Origin of the sequence: Mesorhizobium sp. M0047 (assembly GCF_040323315.1) — a bacterium.
In the GTDB taxonomy this organism is placed as follows: Bacteria; Pseudomonadota; Alphaproteobacteria; order Rhizobiales; family Rhizobiaceae; genus Mesorhizobium.
In genome coordinates this window covers 1-16,198 of sequence record NZ_JAMYUW010000049.1, presented here as the reverse complement: position 1 = coordinate 16,198, position 16,198 = coordinate 1, and the positions used below count along the sequence as shown (strand labels likewise).

Sequence of the window (16,198 nt, the reverse complement as noted above, 5' to 3'; positions counted from 1 at the left end):
ACCCGAGCGCCGTCCCTTGTCATGCGGGCTTGTTAAGGTCGCCCACTCTCGGCCGGTTGCTTCCGGCCTTTTCTACCTGTCGCCACTGTGACAGATATAATTTGCAATTCTATTAAGACGAGCAGTAGGCGGCAAGGGCAACTCCGGATATTTTTCATTGGGCTTTTGCGATCGACTCCGCCATGCTGCAACGCACGCAACGAGATTCAAGCCGATCTCCCGCCATCAGCATCTTTCAGTAGAATAGCCAATATTGAGTAGTATTTTAGATGGTTTTGTCCAAGCACCGCCTGGCGCTAAAGCACTAACATGCGCCGCACCTTGGTCGGCAGGTAGGCTTGCCTAAAAACCGCCCTACAAATGTCGGTATTTTTCCAACTATGCCCATTTCTTGTCACAAACGTGCTAAGTACGCCGAAATTTGTGCATGACTAGCTTATTATTTAGTCAATTCATGACGCGACTATTTCAATGCGGTTGGAAATTGTGTGTTGCGCTGCAACATTTTTTTGGTATCTTGCCGCGAACCATTCGTTCAACGCATGGAGTTTATGGCATGAGGGATGTTGCCAAGTCGGCCACAGCGGGCTTTTCGCAGGCTGACATCGATTTTCCGCCGCCGATCGGCGGCCTGCTCAAACGCAGTTTCGACATTACCGGTTCACTGATTGGCTTGATCGCTCTCAGCCCACTGTTCGTCATGATAGCGCTGCTCGTCAAGTTTTCCGACGGCGGCTCGATCTTCTACGGCCACAGGCGAATCGGGCGCGGCGGGCGGATTTTTTCGTGCCTGAAGTTCCGCACCATGGTTCCGGACGGCGACAAGGTGCTGGCGGCCTATCTCGCCACCAACCCGGACGCCAACGCCGAGTGGATCGCGACCCGCAAGCTGAAGAACGACCCGCGCGTCACCCGTGTCGGAGCCGTACTGAGGAAACTCAGCCTCGATGAACTGCCGCAGATCATCAACATCCTGCAGGGCGACATGAGCCTTGTCGGCCCTCGTCCGGTCGTGCGCGACGAACTGGAAATCTATGGCACGTCAGCGGTCTACTACCTGAAATCCCGCCCGGGCCTGACCGGCCTGTGGCAGGTCAGCGGGCGCAACGATGTGTCCTATGACAGCCGCGTCGCCTTCGACCGCCACTATGTCGAGAACTGGTCGCTGTTCGAGGACGTTCGCATCATCATCAAGACCGTCCCGGCCGTCTGGATGTCGCGCGGCTCTTACTGACCGGCCGGTGGCCAACGCCAGATATTGGCGCCGGCCATTCGACGCAAGCTCATCGGGCGATGGGGCTAAAGCGGATCGGAATGTTCAGTTGAAAAAAGATATGTTCGAAGCCCTTCGCAGCAGCCCGGTTTCCGGCCGCCTGCGGCGGGCGCGTTTGCTGGCCACGTGCCTCGCCATGTCGCTCGTCGTCCCCCACATCGCCGTCGCAGGCGACTACCGCCTCGGCTCGCAGGACAAACTCACCATTCGAGTTGCCGAATGGCAGACCGTGGAAGGCACGTTTCGTGACTGGTCGGCGGTGAATGGCGAGTACACGGTCGGTCCATCGGGCACGCTGTCGGTGCCGTTCGTCGGCGAAGTGCCGGCAGCAGGCAAGACCACGTCCGAAATCGCAACGACGATCGGTGAGGCGCTGCAACGCAAGCTCGCTCTGTCGGATAGGCCGGAAGCCTCGGTCGAAATGGCGCAGTTCCGGCCATTCTACATTTCGGGCGAAGTACAGAACCCCGGCAAATTTCCTTATGTGCCCGACCTGACAGTGTTGCAGGCGATCAGCGTCGCCGGTGGCATCAGGCGAAACCCCGACTATGGTCCTCAGCTAGGCAAGGATCTGGTCACAGCCAAGGGTAACTTCGATATCTCTGACGACTTGCGCATTCGGCTAATCGTCAAGCGCGCCCGCATCGACGCGGACATGACCGGCAAGACAAGTTTCGACGTACCGAAGGAGGTCGAGGGCGATCCGAGACTGCCAGCCATCGTCGCCGACGAGATGACGATCCTGACGGCCGACCAAAAAGCGCTAAAGCTGAAACTCGAGGCGCTCGACGAGCTGAAGAGGGTTCTACAGTCCGAGATCGAATCCCTGCAGAAGAAGATCGTCAACCAGCAGCAGCAGGTCGATCTGGCGCAGCAGCAACTCACCAGCATCGGCCCGCTGGCGCAGAAAGGCCTGATCGCCAACGCCCGACTGCTGGATTCGCGCCAAAACGTTGCCGATCTGCAGGGCAAGATCCTGGACTACGAAACGGCCATCCTCACCGCCAAACAGGCGATCAGCAAGGCTACGCAGGATGCCATCGATGCCCAGAATACCTTGAGTTCAAGGCTCGCCACCGACCGGCAGCAGACCGAAGCCGAGCTGAACGAGGCGGCGCTGAAGGCGAATATGCAGAAAGGCCTGATCGCCCAGGCAACCGATCCTGCCACGACGGCGGCCGCCAGTGCTACCAATGAAGAGCCTACCCTGCTCTACACACTGGTGAGAATCGTCGACGGCAAGACCAGCGAAATTGCCGCGAAGGAAGATACGCCGGTGCTGCCTGGCGATGTGATCAAGGTCAAGCTGGCGCCGCTGGCCAGCCAATAGACGCGCCGGCACCGCCCAGTATTTCGATCCGATAGGGTTGGGACGTGTTTCAGTGTTGGAAATTTGAAATCAACGGGCGGCGGCTTGGTCGTCTGTGGCAATCCGATCACGTCAGTGGGGCGTTTCTGGCCGGCACTTAGCGTGGGTATTCCAAAATGATTATGTAGCCAGACGGCGTTGTGAATGGACCGTTCTCCGCCGGAATATCTCGCGTGGGCTGCCAGATTACGTTGACGATCTTACTGCCCTCTTCACCAAGGCTGTGCAGAAGCGTTTTTAATCGATCAACGTCGTCTGGGCATGTCTCAACAGCATATGGCATGAAAACCTCCCATGCATTGCAGCAGGTATATCAGAGTTCGGCCCAGATCGCGAAAAGCGCAGCGGCACTACTGTTTTTGCGAGCGCTGAGTTCAACCTGCGAGCCGGTGGGTCATGACGGATCGGCGGCCGCCGGACGGCCAGCATGCCGGGGCCAATCGGCCTCTCCCCTGGCCTCTGCCTGTTCTATGGCTTGTGACCGTCGCCTGCTGGTAACGGGCACTCGCGCCAGCTTGAAGAAGCTGAAGTACATCAGGAAAGAGCCCATGATGTAGGGATTGAGTACCTCGACCTCGACGAAGGAGCGGATCAGCAGCAGCACCATCACGCCGGCGAGGATCACCGAATCCGCCTGCCATGTCCTGAAGATCACAGCGGCGACGTGGCCGTAGAGCGTGCGCAACATGATCAGCGATACCAGCGTCGCCCCGACGAAGCCAAGTTCGACGAGGGCTTCGATGTAGGTGTTGTGGAAGTGGAAGCCGGTGCGTGTGGTGATGTAGAATTCGTTCCACAGCCGCTCGGCTTCGGCGAAACCCTGCACCCAATAGGCGGCATAGCCAACACCGAGAATTGGCGATTTCTGCACGGTATTCCAGCCCTGTTCCCACAGATAGGTCCGCCCGGTCAACGTTGAATCCTTGCCGAAGAGGCCGAGGACGAAGTCCATCAGCCCGAGATTCAAGGCGACAAACGCAACCACGACCAGCAGCCCGGCGCCGATCAGGAAGATCACGCGGCGATAGCGCCGTGACAAAAGTTTGCTCATCGCAAGAAGCGCCACCAGCGCCAGAACCGCCGGGATCGAGGCCATCGAGGTGGCGGAATGCGATACGATGAGCACATAGGCCGACAGCAGCACGACGGGCGCCGTCAGGATGAGGCTCAGCCGGCCGCGCCTGTAAAAGGCGAGGAAGACGGCGCAGAAATAGATGCCGAGCGAACCGACAAAGCCTATCTGGTTCTTGGAAGCGAAGGCGCCGACAAAGTTGACAGTGCCATCCAGAACGTCTTCGGAATAGTTCGCGACCTTCAGCGAATAGATGAGGACGACGAATATCCCGACCAGAGCACCTATGGTCAGCGTGCGCGCGCTGACGGTGCGCGCAGCGACATAGGCGCAGGCTATATGGGAAAAATACTGGACGGCCGTTCTCGCCGTGACGCCGGGCGCCTGCGACCAGAAGACGGAGGAGCAGACATAGGCCGCAAACAGCAACGGCAGCCAGGCGCTGGACAGTTGGCGCATAAACCGCCGGTAATCGACCAGGATGAGCGGAAGCCAGACCGCATAATAGGCGAGAATCAGCACCTGGCCGAAAATGACGGAGTAGGAAAACGCCCAGATCGACACGGCCACGGCAAAGGCGCCATAGACCGAGTTTTTCTCGGGATCGATCAGCAACGACTTTGGAATCTTCATCTCAGAGTCCCGCCGGCACGACCCACGGCCGGCAAGCCATGAGCCGGCCGGAATTTTCGCAAACATGGGCGTGCAATAAACGGCGTCTCCATTGTGCAGCGCAATATAACCTATCGCGCCCGGCGCTCAATGGCAAATCCGGTCACCTTGTCTTACAGCGAGGCATTTGCGGAGAGGCGCCCGGCAGCACATCGACTTCATACTGCCAAAGATACTGATGGCCCGCGTTGGCGAGGCCGACGAGTGGCGCTAACCTGCGGATCGCCTCGGAGGAGTGCTCGTTCACGACGGCCGCCATGTTCGACTTTTCCAGCGGCCGCGCCACCTACTAAGCAGGACGCATCTCAATTCCGCGTGACGGTGCAACGAACGGGTGCGCAGCGGCGTATAATCCCAGACTTCGAATCGACGGAGATGCAACAAAGCTATGCGGGGAAAGCCATGACACGGCGTGACAGTTCGGCAATGACCTGCCGGTGCTATGCCACCGCTTGGCAATTGACAGCAATCGGGCGGGAGGTTGCTTCTTTTGCTTAAGGTCGAACCTGCCGTGCTGTCCGACGACGAGCTTCTGGAGCGCTATCAGCGCGCCGCCTTCGATTATTTCATCGAGAACGTGAACCCGGAAAATGGACTGGTCGCCGATACGTCGCGGCCGAATTCGCCGGCCAGCATCGCTGTCGTCGGTTTCGCGCTGTCCTGCTACCCGATCGGCGTCGAGCGCGGCTGGATGGCGCGCGATGCGGCCGTGAAGCTGACGCTTGCCGCTCTGCGTTTCTTCTCGACCAGCCGGCAAGGCAATGGCGACGAGGTCACCGGCCACAAGGGTTTTTACTACCATTTCCTCGACATGCGGACCGGCCTGCGCGTCTGGCGCTGCGAACTGTCGATGGTGGATACCGCATTGTTGATATCAGGCATGCTGGTGGCAGGCGCCTATTTCTCCGACGACGATGGCGACGAAGCCGAAATCCGCCAACTGGCCGAGGCGCTCTACCGGCGCGTCGACTGGCGGTGGGCGCAAGGCTCGAGCCCGACGCTCCGGCAGGGCTGGAAGCCGAAGAGCGGCTTTCTCCACTATGGCTGGGAAGGCTACAACGAAGCGACGATCCTCTACGTGCTGTCGATGGCCTCGCCCGACAACCCGACCTCGGACGACAGCTACGAGGGTTGGACGGCGACCTATCAGTGGGAAAACATCTACGGCTACGACGTGCTCTATGGCGGTCCTCTGTTCATGCACCAGTTCTCGCATGCCTGGATCGACTTCGCCGGCATCCGCGACGCTTTCATGCGTGAGAAGAACTCGGACTATTTCGAAAACAGCCGCCGTTCGACGTACTTGCACCGCGACTATGCGCGCCACAACCCTTACGGCTACGGCGGCTACGACGCGAACCTGTGGGGACTTTCGGCGGGCGACGGACCCGGCAGCTTTCGTGCCAGCGTACAGCGACAGCGTCGCCGGTTTTCCGGCTATGCCGCGCGCGGCGCGCCTTTCGGGCCGGACGACGGAACGATCGCCCCATGGTCCTGTTTGGCGTCGCTGCCCTTCGCGCCGGATATCTGCCTGGCGGCTTTGCGCCATCTCAGGGACCGCTACCCCGAGGTGATTGACAATTTCCGGCTGCCGAGCGGCTTCAATCCGACATTGGCCAACCGGCGAAAATTCGGCCGCAACGGCTGGGTGTCGGAAGGCCATTTCGGGTTGGATCAGGGCATCGTGGTGATGATGATCGAGAACCATCGGTCGCGCCTGATCTGGGAACTGATGCGGTCCAACCCGCACATCCGCCGCGGCCTGGGCAGAGCCGGATTCAGCGGCGGTTGGCTGTCTCAGCCGGCAAGCCCGGCGTCAGGTGGTGGCGATGTCGCGTGACCGGACCATGGCCACCGCCTTCCCTGTCGACCGCCATGACATCGAGCTGATCAGGGGTGCCCATCCACCGCTGTGGAAGAACCCTGAGCCCAATGGCCCATACAATCTCCTCGTCATCGGCGCCGGGCCGGCCGGCTTGACCGCTGCCAGCGAGGCGGCAAACCTCGGTGCGAAAGTCGCGCTGATCGAGCGCGGGCTGATCGGCGGCACCTGCATCAACGTCGGCTGCATCCCGTCGAAAGCGATCATCCGCACGGCCAGGCTCTATGCGGATATGCGCGATGCCGAAAATCTCGGCGGCGACACGCCGGACCGTCTTCGCATCGACTTTCAGCGGGCAATGACGAGGATGCGGCAGATCCGGCAGCGGATCAGCCGCGCCGATTCGGCTGCGAGCGTGGTTTCCGCAGGCATCGACCTCTACTTCGGCGAAGCACGTTTTTCCGGGCCGGACGAGGTCACGGTTGCCGGGAAGACTCTGCGTTTCAAGAAGGCGCTGGTTGCGACGGGCGCGCGTCCGGCCCTGCCGACGATTCCGGGCCTCACCGAGGCCGGCTACGATGTTCGATCTCACAGAGTGCCCGAAACGGCTTCTGGTCATTGGCGGCGGACCGCTCGGGTGCGAGGCGGCGCAGGCCTTCTGCCTGCTGGGCGCCAGCGTCATCCTGGTGCAGCGGGAGCCGATGTTTCTGCCTGGCGAGGAACGCGACGCCGCCCAGATCCTTTCCGACGCGCTGGCGCGCGAAGGGGTCGAGGTTCGCCTGAATACCGAGGCGGTGGCGGTACGGACAGAAGGCGGCAAGAAGCTCGCCGACCTTGTGTGCGACGGCGACACGATGACGGTTTCCGTCGACGAGATCATCACCGGCATCGGCCGTTCGCCCAATGTCGACGGGCTCGACCTGGAGAACGCCGGGGTGGCGTATGACGCCACCGGGATCAAAGTGGACGACTATCTGAGAACCACCAATCCGCGCATCTATGCGGCGGGCGACGTCTGCCTCGCATACAAATTCACCCATACCGCCGAGGCGACGGCGCGGATTGTTGTGGGCAATGCCCTGTTTCTCGGACGCAGGAAATTAAGCGAACTGGTTATTCCGTGGTGCACCTACACCGATCCGGAGATCGCCCATGTCGGCCTCTATCCAACGGAGGCGCGCCAGAACGGCATCCCAGTCAAGACCTATACGGTGCTGATGCACGACGTCGCCCGCGCAGTCATGGACGGCGAGGAGGAGGGTTTCGCCAAAATCCACGTCAGGGAGGGGTCCGACCGCATCCTTGGTGCCACGATCGTCGCCAGTCATGCGGGCGAGATGATCAATGCGGTGTCGCTGGCGATCAAGTCGGGCATGGGATTGCACGCGCTGGCCGACGTCATCCACCCTTTCCCGACCCAGGCACAAGGCATCAAGATGGCCGGCGACGCCTATCGGCGGACAAAGCTCACCTCATCCTGGAAACATCTGGCGGGCCGCTGGCTGGCGTGGTCCAGGCGGTGACCACGCCGTGCTCCGGCGCAAAGTCCGGAGCGCCCGCTGCTCAATCATCGTGCTGTGCGGGACCTGCTTCGCATACACGCGTCCAGGCACGTCCATGGTGAGGGGCCGAGGCTCTCTTCGATCAATCGTGCAGTTCGCGCGAAATCGGTGGTCCGACGGAAAAATCGGAGAATGTGACCTCGAAACCCTCGCGCTGCGGCGAGCAGCACATCATACCAACATCGACCGTCTTCGAGATCGGAAAATAGGCAAGCCGCACCGGCTTCCAGTGGCTGTCGGAAGCATCGAGGTACTGGACGCGGATCGTCTCGGCGTGACGGGTCACTCGGATCCTGACACCGTCGGGACTGGCCGGAATTGTGGCCAGCGACCAGTCGGAGGCATCGTTGGTGACGACGACGGAAAAGTACATCACGCCGTCGCTGTATTCGATGCCGGCCTTGATCCAATGCGTTTCGCTCAGCCGGACCATCAGTCCGGCTTGATCATAAAGCACCTTGTAGTCGCCTTTGACGGTGACCTCGGCGGTGAAATCGCCCTCGACCTGCCGGTAAAGAAAGTGACCGTTGTCGCGCCAGAACTCGTAGAACGTCTCGCGCCAGAAATCGGTCTCCTTACCGGTTCGCACACGAACGGCATCGCCGTCGATGGAATGGTGCGGCGGCGGATTGAGCCAGGTCAGGTTCTGCACCGTCATCGCTTCGCACCACTCCAATCTCGATGTGCCCAGTGACCGTACGTAGGGGGTTGCGGGCCCGATCAGAGGCGACCGATCAGCCCGGCATGATCGGCCAATGGCCGATCAGCCTGGGAACGTATAGGCGGTTTTCACCGTGGTGTAGAATTCCGCCGCGTAGCGGCCTTGTTCGCGCGGGCCGTAGCTCGAGCCCTTGCGGCCGCCGAAGGGAACATGGAAGTCGACACCCGCTGTTGGCAGGTTGACCATCACCATGCCAGCCTCCGAATTTCGCTTGAAGTGGGTGGCGTGCATGAGGCTCAAGGTGCAGATGCCCGATGTCAGCCCGAACGGCGTGTCGTTGGCGACGGAAAGCGCCTCGTCATAATCCTTGACGCGGATGACGCTGGCGACGGGTCCGAATATCTCCTCGCGCGAACTGCGCATGGCGTTGGTGGCCTGCGTCAGCAGGGCCGGCTGCAGGTAGAAGCCCGGCGTCTTGCGGTCGAGCCGCTCACCGCCGAAGGCAAGCGTGGCGCCCTCCCTGACGCCGATGGCGATGTAGTCCTCGTCCTGCTTCAACTGTGTGGCGTCGACGACCGGACCGATCTGGGTCTGCGCGTCGAGCGCGTCGCCGATAACCAGCTTGCTCATGCGATCCTTGAGGGCGTCGACGAAACGGTCGTGAATGGCATCCGTCACGATCAGCCTGGACGAGGCGGTGCAGCGCTGGCCGGTCGAGAAGAAGGCGCCGTTGAGCGCGCAATCGACAGCGACCGCGAGATCGGCATCGTCGAGCACGACCAGCGGGTTCTTGCCGCCCATTTCGAGCTGGAACTTGCGCATATGCTCGACGCTTGCCGCGGCGACCCGCTTGCCGGTGCCGACCGAGCCGGTGAACGTGATGGCGTTGATATCGGGGCTGTCGAGCATCGCCTGACCGACCACCGAGCCTTTGCCCATGACGAGATTGAGCACGCCCTTCGGCAGGCCGGCGCGGTGCAGGATATCGACGATGGTCCAGGCGCTCTCCGGAACCAGCTCGGCCGGCTTGAAGACGACAGTGTTGCCGTGGCACAGCGCCGGTGCGATCTTCCAGGCCGGAATGGCGATCGGGAAATTCCATGGCGTGATGATGCCGACCACGCCGACCGCCTCGCGCGTGATCTCGACGCCGACGCCCGGCCGCACGCTTGGCACGACCTCTCCTGAGAGGCGCAATGTCTCGCCGGCAAAGAAATCGAAAATCTGGGCGGCGCGAATGGTCTCGCCGATGCCCTCGGCCAGCGTCTTGCCTTCCTCGCGCGCCAGGTTGCGGCCGATCTCGTCCTTGCGTGCCATGATCTCGTCCGCGGCCTTTTTCAGAACCGCGTGGCGCGCCAGCGGACCGGAACGGGACCATGCCGGAAACGCCGCCTTGGCTGCAGCGATCGCCTGCTTGGCCTGCTCGACTCCCGCGGAGGCATAATCGCCGACGACATCGCCGGTATCCGAGGGGTTGATGTTACGGGAACCGGCTTCGCCGACCCATTCGCCATCGATGAGGTTCTGTCGAAACAGCGTCATATCCTGTCTTCCCTGCTGGTTGGCCGCGCGGCGGCATCTGTCTGAATTGGTATTTGCCAGACAATTGCCTTGCGGGAAAGCAAACACTGCGTCGCTTGCCGCGACAAAAATCCCCCTCGCTTGCGACGTGGGCGGCGAGAACGCCCATCGAGCTCAACTCGGCTGGCCCCGACGAGGAGCGCGTCAACGCCATCCGCGACATGTTCATGCGCCATGGTCATTGGGAAGAGGAGCCAAGGATATCGAGGATTTTTTCGCGCTGTTTCGTGGAGATGAATTCGCGCAAACGTCAACGGCCATCCACTGCACGCAAGGACTGGAGCCGGCTGGTCAGAGGGTGAACGACCACAACAGGCAGGCTAGCGTAGCGGCGGCAAAGACGGCGAAAAACAGGCTGCGCAAGAGCACATTGCGGCGCAACTCGTTCATGATGAAGTGACACCCGACGATCGCTGCCGCAAACAGGAACCGCCAGTTCAACAGCGCCCACACGGCGCTGCCCTGGCCGAAGGCCCATCTGGCGGCCAGACAGCCGACGATGGCCGCAAAAAGTGTAATCACGGTCCAGAAGACGGCGTCGGCGGCATGGGTCAGGACGACGCCAGCCGCCCTGATCGGCAGGATCATCATCAGCATTGCGCTGAAGAAATAGACAGCGGCAATCGGGATGAACACGCCGGCATCGGCAATGCCGTCAAGGCGCCTGACGCCGATCGCGCCATAGGGATAGCCGTGCCTGGCTACAGCCAGGCTCAAGGCCATGAGCAAGGCGATCAGCACGGCGACCAGTGCGAAGGATGTGAGGGCTTTGCTCATGATGTTCCTATCCCAGACGAATCAGACAGGAACAGGATGTAGCGTGCGGTCGTAAACTGCGCGTAAGCGAGGGCGCTGTCCTCGCTTATTTTGATCGTGGCGAAATCTGGTGGCTCCAGACTATTCGGCGGCGATCCTGCCGGCCGAGCGGTTGGCCAGCACGAAGCCTACCTCGTCGACCGCCTGCGCCGCACGCTTCAGGATGGCCTCGGAGTGCAGTACACCGTCGGTGAAATCCTTGTCGGTGGCATAGACGGCGGTAGGCAGGGCAAAGGCCTCGAAGAAGCCGAATAGGGGCCGCAGCTGGTGTTCGACGATCAGGGCATGGCGCTCGCCACCGCCGGTCGCCGTCAATACGATAGGCTTGCCCCGCAGCGCTGCCGGATCGATCAGGTCGAAGAAGTGCTTGAACAGGCCGGTATAGCTGCCCTTGTAGGTCGGCGACCCGACGACGAGGACGTCGGCTGCGAGGATTTGTTCCAGTATCGCGCGCGCCTGCCCATCGAGATCGCGGGCCCATTTCGCGGGTCCCAGCGACGGACCGAGATCCTCGATATCGTAGGTGCTCGCGGACAGGCCGTGGCTGGCGGCGATGTCCCTGGTGACCAAATCGACGAAGGCACGTGTCTTTGACGGCCGGGTGATGTTGCCGGAAAAACCGACGACTGTTGGATTTGACATGGCAGTGGGGCCTCTTGCGAATGATGGTCGAAGGTCGACGTGGCGAGCTGCCTGCCCGCCGATGGAAATCAGCTCCAGGCGTGCAACGGCGGGTTTTCGCCGTTGAGGAAATATTTGCCGAGGATCGAGTACTTCCAGCGCACCGGATCGTGCAGCGTGTGCGTGCGCGCGTTGCGCCAATGCCGGTCGAGATTGTGTTCAGCAAGGGTCGAGCGGGTTCCCGCCAGCTCGAACAGCTTGTTGGTCGCAGCGATGGCGATTTCGGTCGACAGTATCTTGGCTTCAGCAGTCACGATCTGGGCGTGCGCCACCGACTCGGCGGTCGGTTCGATCACCGCCCGGTCGATCGCGTGGCCAGCCTTTTCCAGCAGCGCCTGCGCCGCGTGAAGGCGCAGCGTCAGGTCGCCGACGGCCTGGATGGTGTAGGGATCGTCCCAGGCATTGTCGACGCCGCTGTCGATCCAGGCGCGGCTTTTGGTCCTGACGAAATTGACCGTCTCATCGATCGCGGCCTGGGCGATGCCGGTGTCGACCGCCACCTGGATGATCTGGAAGATGGCGCCGTCTGCGGTCGGTCTGTCGTAGCCCTTGTAGCCGGGCACCAGATGCGTCTTCGGCACCTTGACGTTGTCGATGATGACGGTTCCGGACAGCGTCGTGCGCTGCCCAAAACTCGACCAGTCGTCGATGACCGTCAGGCCGGGCGCGCCACGGTCGGCGATCGCGTACCAGGCGCGGCCCTCGTCATCGAGTGCCACGATCGGCACCAGATGGGCGAGCAGCGCACCGGACGAATAGAATTTCCGGCCGTTGACGACCACATGATCGCCGGCATCGGTGAAGCGGGTCTCGAAATCGGCGGCGCGCTTGGAGCCGAACTCGGAAAAGGCGTTGCCGAACCGGGTGCCCTTCAGCGCTTCGGCGAACAGCAGCTTCTGCTGATCCGCGTCGGACACCGTGCGGATGGCGGCGACGACGCCGAGATGGTTCTGCGCCACCTGGCCGATCGAGGAGTCCGCCGCCGAGATGATCTCGATCACCTTCGCCAGCGTCGCATAGGATACCTCCGGCCCACCGAATGCCTTGGGCACATTGATCGACCACAGGCCGCTTTGCGAAAATGCATCGAGTTCGGCAACCGGCCAGATCCGCTCGCGATCACGCCTGGAGGACTCCTTGACGAATTCGGCGGCGAGCGCGTGAGCAATCGCAATCGCCTCGGCGTCGTCCTTGATGATGTGCGCCGGCGCTGTTGGCCGCGCGACTGGCGGCACGGCGGCGGAAGCGTGGTCGGTCTTGACGGTCGAAACGGTCATTTCACTGCTCCTTGAGATTCGGTTCAGGCAACGGCGTGGAGATGGGCTGGCTTGGCGGCAGGCGATGCCTGTTGCTCGCGGGTCGATTGACCGAGATAGAAGGACCGGACGTCCTCGCGCTGGCGAAGATCGGCAGCCGTGCCAGAGAGAACGGAGACACCGTTTTCGAGGACGGTGGCATGGTCGGCATATCTGAGCGCGACCGCCGAGTTCTGCTCGGCGACCAGGATCGACAGGCCGGTCTCGCGATTGAGTTTTCTAAGCGTCTGGAAGATGTCCTGGACGATGAGCGGGGCGAGCCCCATCGACGGTTCGTCGAGGACCAGCAGACGCGGCCGCGACATCAGCGCCCGGCCAATCGCTGTCATCTGCTGTTCGCCGCCCGAAGTCAGGCCGGACAATGTCCGGCGCTTTTCCCTGAGACGTAGAAAATAGCCGTAGATCCGTTCGAGATCCCTGTTGATCTCGGCGCGGCTTCCGCTGCGGCCGATGCCACCGGCAATCAGATTTTCCTCGACAGTGAGGCTCTTGAAGCAGTGGCGGCCTTCCAGCACCTGGACCAGGCCGCCACGCACGAGATCGCCCGGCTTGCGGCGCGAGACATCGCTGCCTTCATAGCGGATGGTGCCGGCATTGACCTGGCCGCGCTCGGCCGGCAACAGGTTGGAGACGGCCTTCAGCGTCGTGGTCTTGCCGGCGCCATTGGCACCGAGCAAGGCAAGCATCTGGCCGCGCCGCAACACGAAGCTGACGCCGTGCAGCGCCGTGATGGCGTGATTGTAGGTGGCATGGACCGCGTCCACGGCAAGAATGACGTCATTGTCCGGCATGGGCTCTTATTCCCGTGGTTCGATGAACCGAAAATAGGCCGGGGGCTGCGTGTGGAAAGTCGTTCGCAGCGCCCGGCCTTGGCTGATCAGTTGGTGGTCACCGCGTCGGCATCATCGGCGGTACGCAGCCTGATGCCCTTCTCGGCGGCATAGGCCTCGGCAGACTTCTCGATGATCGGCCGCAGCAGCGCCCAGTCCGGCGCAATCCAGTCGGAGACGACGTTCCACTTCTTGCCGTCCCACTGCTGGAAGGTCACGTAGCCTTCGCCTTCATGATTGTCCCAGCTGACGTTGATCGAGTGGAACAAATCCTTGGCGCCGAGCGCCTCGACCTTGGCCGGATCGAGCTTGAGATGCTCGAAGCCCCAGCGGACCTCGTCGCCGGTCAGCGTGCGGTGACCGAACTTCTCCTGCGCGACGCGGATCGCCTCGACATTGAGGATGCCGTTGACGATGCCGAGATTGTGGTAGACCGAGCCGATGCGCGACTTGTCTTCCAGATTGCCCTTGCCGGCGCCGTAGACCGTCTTCACGATCTCCTGCACCACCGGATAGGAGTTGCCGGAAGCCTGGGTGGTGATAGCGGTGTAGCCCTTGGCGGCGTCCCCTGCCGGGATCACGTCCTCTTCCGAATTCGACCACACATTGCCGACGATATGGTCGACGGGATAGCCGACCTTGACCGCCGTCTTCAGCGCCACCGGGTTCATCACGCCCCAGCCGCGCAGGACGACGAAGTCCGGCTTGGCGCGGCGGATGGTCAGCCACTGTGACTGCTGCTCGTTGCCGGGATGCGGCACCTCGATCTGCTGAACGGTGAAGCCGTATTTCTGCGCCAGCAATTCATAGATCGGGATGGTCTCCTTGCCGTAGGGCGAGCCGTGATAGAGCACGACGATCTTCTTGCCCTTCAGCTTGTCGATGCCACCTTCCTTGGAGGCGATGTAGTTCACGATGCCGGATGTTTCGCTGTAAGGATTGAGCAGCAGCGGGAATACATAGGGGAAGACACGCCCGTCGGTGGAGTCGGTGCGGCCATGGTTGACGGTGATCAGCGGCACCTTGTCGCCGGTGATGCGGTCGATCATGGCGTAGGCGATGCCGACCGAAAGCGGATTCCACGCGGCGGCACCAGCATGGCTCTTCTGCCGCTCGTAACATTCGACGCCGCGCTCGACCTCGTACTGGGTCTCGCATTCGTCCCAGGTCAGCTTGACGCCGTTGACGCCGCCATCGCGGATGTTGATGAGATTGAGATAGTCGATGAAGCCGCCGAAGAAGCCGGTGCCGCCGGCCGCATAGGGCCCGACACGATAGCTCTGCAGCGGGAAATATTGCTCGTCGGCGTGCGCGGCGGGCAAGGCCACCGACACGATCATCGCCGCGGACAGCGCCGCCGCCTTGATTGCGCTGAGGAAAGTCATTGTCGAGGTACTCCGGTATGGGCCGCCTTGGGTTCGGCCCCTGGTTCATTTTCGGATGCGTCAGCTCAAGTCGATTGCCAGGCGAACAGGAGCCGTCTTCGGAGCCTGTCCCAAAGGGCCACCAGCCCGTCGGGTTCGAGGATCAGAAACAGGATGATGAGCGCGCCCAGCACGATGCGCTGGCTCATGTCGAGCACGCCCGAATCGAAGAGATCGCCGAGCAAGAAGCCGCCGAGGCGAGACAGAGCGAGTGGAAAGACGACGATGAGGGCGGCGCCGAAGAAGGCGCCACGGATCGAAGCAAGGCCGCCGATGATGATGATGAACAGGATCTGGAACGAGCGGTCGAGATCGAAGCCGTCCGGCTCGACGGTCCGCAGATACGCAAAGGCCCAGATAACGCCGGCGACGCCGATGATGAAGGACGAGATGGCGAACGCCAACAACTTGGTCTTCAGGACCGGGATGCCGATGATGCGGGCGGCTGTTTCATTGTCGCGGATGGCGATGAAATTGCGCCCGGTCTGCGATGAGACCAGCCGATAGGCAAGGAAGGTAAGGATGGCGACAATGGTCAGCGCGAAGAAATAGCGGCCGACGGCGCCGTCGAGCGCAAAGCCTGAAATCGACAGCCTGGGCGCATCAATGACGCCAGATGCCGAATTGTTGGAGAACCAGCTGAACTTGGTCAGTGCCCACTGCACGAAGAACTGCGCGGCAAGGGTCGAAACCGCGAGATAGAAACCCTTTAGCCGCAAGCTCGGCAGACCAAAGACGATGCCGATCGCGGCCGCGACGATGCCGGACAGGAAGATGCTGCCGATCAAAGGCAGGCCTTCGACGCGCAGGTTGAGATTGTAGGCGGCAAAGGCGCCGGCCGCCATGAAAGCAGCACTCCCAAGGGAAACCTGGCCCGCATAGCCGGTGAGGATGTTCAAGCCTACGCCGGCGAGGCTGAGCGCCAGGAACGGCAGCAGGATGGCCTCGAACAGATAGCTCGAGCCGACCAGCGGCACGACGCCATAGGCGAAGGCGAGCAACAGCACGGGCGCGACCCATTTCGGCAGCACCGGCGCCGACGAGAAATCGCTTGATATCGCGGTCATCGTTCAGATCCTCTCGACGAGCTTCTGGCCGAACAGGCCGGAAGGGCGGATC

Annotated in this window: 14 protein-coding genes and 1 pseudogene; 5 read left to right on the top strand and 10 right to left on the bottom strand. The window is 61.8% G+C overall.

The annotated features are described in order from the left end of the window. Positions 1–556: 556 nt before the first annotated feature. Positions 557–1,234 carry a sugar transferase gene (locus tag NKJ89_RS30835; RefSeq protein WP_023761497.1) on the top strand — a complete coding sequence of 226 codons (678 nt, stop codon included), beginning with the start codon at positions 557–559 and terminating at the stop codon, positions 1,232–1,234. A 100-nt stretch (positions 1,235–1,334) separates the two neighbouring features. Next, positions 1,335–2,603, top strand: a complete 1,269-nt coding sequence (locus tag NKJ89_RS30830) for a polysaccharide biosynthesis/export family protein (protein ID WP_031260783.1) — start codon at positions 1,335–1,337, stop codon at positions 2,601–2,603. Between the two features lie 433 nt (positions 2,604–3,036). Here the strand turns inward: NKJ89_RS30830 and NKJ89_RS30825 are convergent, their stop codons facing one another. Continuing rightward, complete coding sequence (locus tag NKJ89_RS30825; protein ID WP_352608159.1) at positions 3,037–4,347, bottom strand: O-antigen ligase family protein; 1,311 nt, start codon at positions 4,345–4,347, stop codon at positions 3,037–3,039. Positions 4,348–4,876: 529 nt separating this feature from the next. Here NKJ89_RS30825 and NKJ89_RS30820 point away from each other — a divergent pair. Next, the gene (locus tag NKJ89_RS30820) at positions 4,877–6,226 is read left to right on the top strand and encodes a glucoamylase family protein (RefSeq protein WP_352608157.1); all 1,350 of its coding nucleotides are present in this window, start codon (positions 4,877–4,879) and stop codon (positions 6,224–6,226) included. Here NKJ89_RS30820 and NKJ89_RS30815 read toward each other — a convergent pair. Beyond that, on the bottom strand, positions 6,203–6,481 hold the full coding sequence (locus NKJ89_RS30815; RefSeq protein ID WP_352608218.1) for a hypothetical protein: 279 nt from the start codon (positions 6,479–6,481) through the stop codon (positions 6,203–6,205). The genes NKJ89_RS30820 and NKJ89_RS30815 overlap by 24 nt on opposite strands. Here NKJ89_RS30815 and NKJ89_RS30810 point away from each other — a divergent pair. Together NKJ89_RS30810 and NKJ89_RS30805 are read left to right on the top strand one after the other, a co-directional pair. Next, positions 6,363–7,203, top strand: a pseudogene (locus NKJ89_RS30810) (FAD-dependent oxidoreductase); the annotation flags it as partial. The gene NKJ89_RS30815 and the pseudogene NKJ89_RS30810 overlap by 119 nt on opposite strands. Before the next feature lie 72 nt (positions 7,204–7,275). Further along, a complete protein-coding gene (locus NKJ89_RS30805) occupies positions 7,276–7,731 on the top strand; it encodes an oxidoreductase dimerization domain-containing protein (protein WP_352608216.1) in 456 nt (151 codons plus the stop codon). Positions 7,732–7,852: 121 nt separating this feature from the next. Here NKJ89_RS30805 and NKJ89_RS30800 read toward each other — a convergent pair whose 3' ends face one another. The 8 genes from NKJ89_RS30800 to NKJ89_RS30765 all read right to left on the bottom strand — a co-directional run bounded on the left by NKJ89_RS30800 (position 7,853) and on the right by NKJ89_RS30765 (position 16,146). After that, complete coding sequence (locus NKJ89_RS30800; protein WP_352608155.1) at positions 7,853–8,428, bottom strand: DUF1349 domain-containing protein; 576 nt, start codon at positions 8,426–8,428, stop codon at positions 7,853–7,855. Between the two features lie 105 nt (positions 8,429–8,533). Further along, entirely contained in the window at positions 8,534–9,973 is a 1,440-nt protein-coding gene (locus NKJ89_RS30795; RefSeq protein WP_352608153.1) for an aldehyde dehydrogenase family protein, read from the bottom strand. A 330-nt stretch (positions 9,974–10,303) separates the two neighbouring features. Then, positions 10,304–10,789 (bottom strand): hypothetical protein, encoded by a 486-nt coding sequence (locus NKJ89_RS30790; RefSeq protein ID WP_352608152.1) that lies wholly within the window; start codon positions 10,787–10,789, stop codon positions 10,304–10,306. Positions 10,790–10,909: 120 nt separating this feature from the next. Next, positions 10,910–11,470 (bottom strand): FMN reductase, encoded by a 561-nt coding sequence (gene msuE / locus NKJ89_RS30785; protein ID WP_352608150.1) that lies wholly within the window; start codon positions 11,468–11,470, stop codon positions 10,910–10,912. Between the two features lie 68 nt (positions 11,471–11,538). Further along, positions 11,539–12,786, bottom strand: a complete 1,248-nt coding sequence (locus NKJ89_RS30780) for an SfnB family sulfur acquisition oxidoreductase (RefSeq protein WP_352608148.1) — start codon at positions 12,784–12,786, stop codon at positions 11,539–11,541. Positions 12,787–12,809: 23 nt separating this feature from the next. Next, positions 12,810–13,616: an ABC transporter ATP-binding protein gene (locus NKJ89_RS30775; RefSeq protein WP_352608146.1), complete on the bottom strand. Its 807-nt coding sequence runs from the start codon at positions 13,614–13,616 to the stop codon at positions 12,810–12,812. Between the two features lie 86 nt (positions 13,617–13,702). Then, positions 13,703–15,040, bottom strand: coding sequence for an ABC transporter substrate-binding protein (locus tag NKJ89_RS30770; protein WP_352608144.1), 1,338 nt, complete (start codon positions 15,038–15,040; stop codon positions 13,703–13,705). Between the two features lie 65 nt (positions 15,041–15,105). After that, entirely contained in the window at positions 15,106–16,146 is a 1,041-nt protein-coding gene (locus NKJ89_RS30765) for a branched-chain amino acid ABC transporter permease (protein ID WP_352608142.1), read from the bottom strand. Positions 16,147–16,198 lie beyond the last annotated feature (52 nt).

Bases quoted from the DNA above. Each gene is read 5' to 3' on its own strand.
- NKJ89_RS30835 (WP_023761497.1), top strand. From the start codon at position 557: ATGAGGGATGTTGCCAAGTCGGCCACAGCGGGCTTTTCGCAGGCTGAC.
- NKJ89_RS30795 (WP_352608153.1), bottom strand. From the start codon at position 9,973: ATGACGCTGTTTCGACAGAACCTCATCGATGGCGAATGGGTCGGCGAA.
- NKJ89_RS30830 (WP_031260783.1), top strand. From the start codon at position 1,335: ATGTTCGAAGCCCTTCGCAGCAGCCCGGTTTCCGGCCGCCTGCGGCGG.
- NKJ89_RS30765 (WP_352608142.1), bottom strand. From the start codon at position 16,146: ATGACCGCGATATCAAGCGATTTCTCGTCGGCGCCGGTGCTGCCGAAA.
- NKJ89_RS30800 (WP_352608155.1), bottom strand. From the start codon at position 8,428: ATGACGGTGCAGAACCTGACCTGGCTCAATCCGCCGCCGCACCATTCC.
- NKJ89_RS30780 (WP_352608148.1), bottom strand. From the start codon at position 12,786: ATGACCGTTTCGACCGTCAAGACCGACCACGCTTCCGCCGCCGTGCCG.
- NKJ89_RS30825 (WP_352608159.1), bottom strand. From the start codon at position 4,347: ATGAAGATTCCAAAGTCGTTGCTGATCGATCCCGAGAAAAACTCGGTC.
- NKJ89_RS30775 (WP_352608146.1), bottom strand. From the start codon at position 13,616: ATGCCGGACAATGACGTCATTCTTGCCGTGGACGCGGTCCATGCCACC.
- NKJ89_RS30770 (WP_352608144.1), bottom strand. From the start codon at position 15,040: ATGACTTTCCTCAGCGCAATCAAGGCGGCGGCGCTGTCCGCGGCGATG.
- msuE (WP_352608150.1), bottom strand. From the start codon at position 11,470: ATGTCAAATCCAACAGTCGTCGGTTTTTCCGGCAACATCACCCGGCCG.
- NKJ89_RS30790 (WP_352608152.1), bottom strand. From the start codon at position 10,789: ATGAGCAAAGCCCTCACATCCTTCGCACTGGTCGCCGTGCTGATCGCC.